The 4900-nt window shown below is 65.3% G+C and carries 4 protein-coding genes; 2 read left to right on the forward strand and 2 right to left on the reverse strand.

The features are described 5' to 3' along the window. Both N5C25_RS20125 and ppsA read right to left on the reverse strand, forming a co-directional pair. Positions 1-870: mechanosensitive ion channel domain-containing protein (locus N5C25_RS20125; protein ID WP_279937761.1), on the reverse strand; the 870-nt coding region annotated here is incomplete at its 3' end. Positions 871-1015: 145 nt separating this feature from the next. Continuing rightward, positions 1016-3394, reverse strand: coding sequence for a phosphoenolpyruvate synthase (gene ppsA / locus N5C25_RS20130; protein ID WP_111099058.1), 2379 nt, complete (start codon positions 3392-3394; stop codon positions 1016-1018). A 144-nt stretch (positions 3395-3538) separates the two neighbouring features. On the opposite strand from ppsA, the gene N5C25_RS20135 reads away from it, so the two are divergent. Together N5C25_RS20135 and N5C25_RS20140 are read left to right on the forward strand one after the other, a co-directional pair. After that, positions 3539-4360, forward strand: a complete 822-nt coding sequence (locus tag N5C25_RS20135) for a pyruvate, water dikinase regulatory protein (protein WP_005417170.1) — start codon at positions 3539-3541, stop codon at positions 4358-4360. Positions 4361-4480: 120 nt separating this feature from the next. Further along, positions 4481-4900, forward strand: a 420-nt coding sequence (locus N5C25_RS20140) for a DUF1249 domain-containing protein (RefSeq protein WP_279937762.1), incomplete at its 3' end; no start/stop codon positions are given.

The following is a 4900-nucleotide window of genomic DNA, read 5'->3' on the forward strand; positions in this document are numbered from 1 at the left end:
CTCCACCACGCTGCCATCCTTTCCATGCAGGTACAGGTGCATGTCCTGCTGCGGGTACGGGATGTTGATGCCGGCCTTGTCATAGCCCAGCTTGAGCTGCTCCAGCAGCGTGACCTTGGTGCCGAACCAGTCGGCCGACTTCACGTAGCAACGGATGCCGAGGTTGATGGCGTGTGCGCCCAGCTCGTAGACCACCACGTCCGGTGCGGGGGTCTGCAGCACGCGCGGGTCGGCCTTCATCAGCGCCAGCGCGGTGTCGCGTGCCAGCTGGATGTTGTCTTCGTAGCCGATGCCGATCACCAGTTCGACGCGGCGCGTCGGTTCGGCGGTGAGGTTGATGATCGGTGCGGCGGTGATCAGCGTGTTCGGAATGGTGGTGTGCTGGTTGTCGGCGCCAGTCAGAACGGTCTGGAAGATGCGCACTTCGCGCACCGTGCCGGTCTGTCCGGCCACGGTCACCACATCGCCCACGCGGAACGGTCGCAGCGTCACCAGCATCACGCCCGAGGCGATGTTGGACAGCGAATCCTTCAATGCAAGGCCAACAGCGAGGCCAGCGGTGCCGAGCACGGCCAGCAGCGGGGTGATCTTCACGCCGAGCGTGTCGATGGCCAGCAGCGCCACGATCACGAGTGAGGTGGCATAGACCACGTTGCGCAGGAAGCTGCCCAGCATCGGGTCCACGCCCATGCGCGCAGTGGCGCGCGGCATGGCATTGGACAGGCGTCGTGCCACCCACAGGCCCACAAGCAGCACCACGATCGCGGCCAGCAACGGCACGCCGTAGGTTTCCAGCAGGCGCTCCCAGTCGAGCGAGTGGAACCAGGGCGTTGCGGCGGGGGCGGGGGTGGGAGGTGCGACGGCGATCATGCGGAAGTCCTTTGTTGCGTAGCGATGTCTGCGTGGGGCAGGGCGTGCGCGGACGCCAGAAACAGCAAGCCCCGCAGAGGCGGGGCTTGCGTGCAGCAGCAGTATGGGCGGACGTCGATGAAAGCGACGTCAGCCCATCACGGCATCAGCCGTTGGCCTTCAGCTTGGCCAGGCGCAGCCAGGTATCAACCACGGTGTCCGGGTTCAGCGACACCGACTCGATGCCTTCCTGCATCAGCCATTCGGCCAGATCCGGGTGATCGGACGGGCCCTGGCCGCAGATGCCAACGTACTTGCCCTTGGCACGTGCTGCCTTGATCGCCATCGACAGCAGCTTCTTCACTGCCGGGTTCCGTTCGTCGAACAGGTGCGCGACGATCGACGAGTCGCGGTCCAGGCCCAGGCTCAGCTGGGTCAGGTCGTTGGAGCCGATCGAGAAGCCGTCGAAGATCTCCAGGAACTCATCGGCGAGCAGTGCGTTGGACGGCACTTCGCACATCATGATGATCTTCAGGCCGTTCTCGCCCTGCTTCAGGCCGTTCTGTTCCAGCACCTCGACGACCTTGCGGCCTTCTTCCAGGGTGCGCACGAACGGAATCATGACCCACAGGTTGTCCAGGCCCATTTCGTTGCGCACGCGCAGCACGGCCCTGCACTCCAGCGCGAAGGCGGCCGAGAAGCTCGGGTCGACGTAACGGCTGGCGCCGCGGAAGCCGATCATCGGGTTCTCTTCGTGCGGCTCGTAGTTGCTGCCGCCGATCAGGTTGGCGTACTCGTTGGACTTGAAGTCCGACAGGCGCACGATCACCGGGTTCGGTGCAACCGAGGCGGTGAGCGTGGCGATGCCTTCGGCCAGGCGGTCCACGTAGAAGCTGACCGGATCACCGTAGCCGGCGATCTTCTCGTCGATCTTCTTCTTCGTTGCCGCGTCCTGGCGGTCGTATTCCAGCAGCGCGTTCGGATGGATGCCGATGTGGCTGGCGATGATCATTTCCAGGCGGGCCAGGCCGATGCCGGCGTTCGGCAGCTGGCCGAAGTCGAAGGCACGTTCCGGGTTGGCCACGTTCATCATGATCTTCAGCGGGGCCGGCGGCATGTTGCCCAGATCGGTCGTGGTGCGTTCGAAGCCGAGCTTGCCTTCGTAGATGAAGCCGGTATCGCCTTCAGCGCAGCTGACGGTGACCAGCTGGCCATCCTCGATGACCTGGGTGGCGTTGCCGGAACCGACCACGGCTGGCACGCCCAGCTCGCGCGCGATGATCGCGGCGTGGCAGGTGCGGCCACCGCGGTTGGTGACGATGGCCGAGGCGCGCTTCATCACCGGTTCCCAATCGGGATCGGTCATGTCGGCGATCAGCACGTCGCCCGGCTGCACGCGGTTCATGTCGTCCAGCGTTTTCACCACGCGGGCCACGCCCGAACCGATCTTGGCGCCGACGGCACGGCCCTCGGCCAGCACCTTGCCGCCCTTCTCGGTCAGCGCGAAGCGCTCGATCTGGGTGGCGTGGCTGCGCGACTTCACCGTTTCCGGGCGCGCCTGCACGATGAACAGCTTGCCGCTGACACCGTCCTTGGCCCACTCGATGTCCATCGGGCGGCCGTAGTGCTTTTCGATGACCAGCGCCTGCTTGGCCAGTTCCTGCACGTCCTCGTCGCTGATCGAGAAGGTGGTGCGCAGTTCGGCCGGGGTGTCTTCAATACGGACGCGCTCACCGGGGACATCCGAATACACCATGCGGATCGCCTTGCTGCCGAGCGAGCGGCGCAGGATCGCCGGCTTGCCGGCCTGCAGGGTGGGCTTGTAGACGTAGTATTCGTCCGGATTGACCGCGCCCTGCACGACCATCTCGCCCAGGCCGAACGAGGAGGTGACGAACACCACGTCGCGGAAGCCGGACTCGGTGTCCAGGGTGAACAGCACGCCGGAGGAGCCGACGCCCGAACGCACCATCAGCTGCACGCCGGCGGACAGGAACACGTCCTCATGCTTGAAACCGTGGTGCACGCGGTAGGCGATGGCGCGGTCGTTGTACAGCGAGGCGAACACTTCCTTGACCTTGTGCACGACGTCGTCGGCACCGGTCACGTTGAGGAAGGTTTCCTGCTGTCCGGCGAAGGACGCATCCGGCAGATCCTCGGCAGTGGCAGACGAACGCACGGCCACGGCCACGTCGCCGCCGCCATTCTCGGCGCTCAGCTTGGCGTAGGCGGTGCGGATGTCCTGGTCCAGCTGCGGCTGCAGCGGGGCGTCGATTACCCAGCCGCGGATTTCCTTGCCGGCGGCGGTCAGCGCGTTGACGTCCTCGACGTCCAGCGTGGCCAGCCTGTCGAAGATGCGCTTGGACAGGTCGTTGTGCGCGATGAAGTCCTTGAAGGCTTCAGCGGTGGTGGCATAACCGCCCGGCACCGAAACGCCCAGACCGGCCAGGTTGCCGATCATCTCGCCCAGGGACGAATTCTTGCCGCCTACGCGGGCCAGATCGGCCAGACGCAGTTCGTGCAACCACAGGATGTTCTCGTTCAAGCGCGATGCTCCGTTTGGCCATCGCCCGAGGCGGGCTGAGTGGCCGCGTCCGTAGGAAGAAGCCGATATGATGCCGGGCAGAGCACCGTCGGCACAAGCTTGTGCTGGCGGCCTTTTTAAGCTTCGTAGGGGGTAAAAGCGCGCATGTCGACCATCCGTCCGGTGTTCTACGTTTCCGATGGAACCGGTATCACCGCTGAAACCATTGGGCATAGCCTGCTGACCCAGTTCTCCGGATTCAGCTTCATTACCGACCGAATGTCGTTTGTCGACGACCCCGAAAAAGCGCGTGAAGCCTGCGCCCGGATCCAGGCGGCAGGTGAGCGCTACCAGGTCCGGCCGATCGTGGTGAACTCCTGCGTGGACCAGAGCCTGAGCCTGATCCTGGCCGACAGCGGGGCGCTGATGCTGGATGTGTTCGCGCCGTTCATCGAGCCCCTGGAGCGTGAACTGGCCAGCCCGCGCCTGGCCCGGGTCGGCCAGGCCCACGGCATGGTCGATTTCGATACTTACCACCGCCGCATCAACGCGATGAACTTCGCCCTGACCCATGACGATGGCATTGCGGTGAACTACGACGATGCCGACGTGATCCTGGTGGCGGTGTCGCGCGCCGGCAAGACGCCCACCTGCATCTACCTGGCCCTGCATTACGGGGTGCGCGCGGCCAACTACCCGTTGACTGACGAGGACCTGGAAAGCGACCGCCTGCCGCCGCGCCTGCGCAACTACCGACGCAAGCTGTTCGGGTTGACCATCGACCCGGACCGCCTGCAGCAGATCCGCCAGGAGCGCCGCCCGAACTCGCGCTACGCCAACCTGGACACCTGCAAGCGCGAGGTGGCCGCGGCCGAGACCATGTTCCGCATGGAGCGGATTCCGACCCTGAGCACCACGCATACCTCGATCGAGGAGATTTCCAGCAAGGTGCTGGCCACATTGGGGCTGCAGCGCGAGCTGTATTGATCCTGTTCGCGCTGCGGGGCTGCCGGCCAGCGGCCGGCACTACCGCGATGAAAGCGACCGTCGGGTTGGCTGTGGCTTGAGGCGCCCCCACGTTGAAGCACCAACGTGTAGGATCGACCCATGGCCCGAGCCTTGCCCCGTACCGAACGCATTCCCCGCCTGAGCCGGCTGAGCTGGCTCATGGGCCTGTACGCGGAGAACTACCGCCATCTGGTGCGCCTGTTCGAACCGGCTGGACTGATGACGGGCAGCTACGTCTCCTCGGTCGGCGATGGCCTGGACGTTCGCCTGGACGTGATCGAGTGCCACCGCTACACGGTGGAACTGCGGCTGACCTACGACCTGGCCGACCCGGTCACTGGCGAGCCTGATCCATCGGCCTATGTTCGCCTGTACCGTGACGCGCGCCAGGCCGAGACCACCCACTGCTACGTCGGCCGCCGCTGGCAGGACACCATGGGGCTGTACCCGCCGCCGGCGGAGCTGATCAGCCACCGCATGCGGATGAACACCTTCCTCGGCAAGTGGCTGGAGTACCTG

The organism is Stenotrophomonas sp. GD03958 (genome assembly GCF_029839005.1).
Taxonomy (GTDB): Bacteria; Pseudomonadota; Gammaproteobacteria; order Xanthomonadales; family Xanthomonadaceae; genus Stenotrophomonas; species Stenotrophomonas hibiscicola.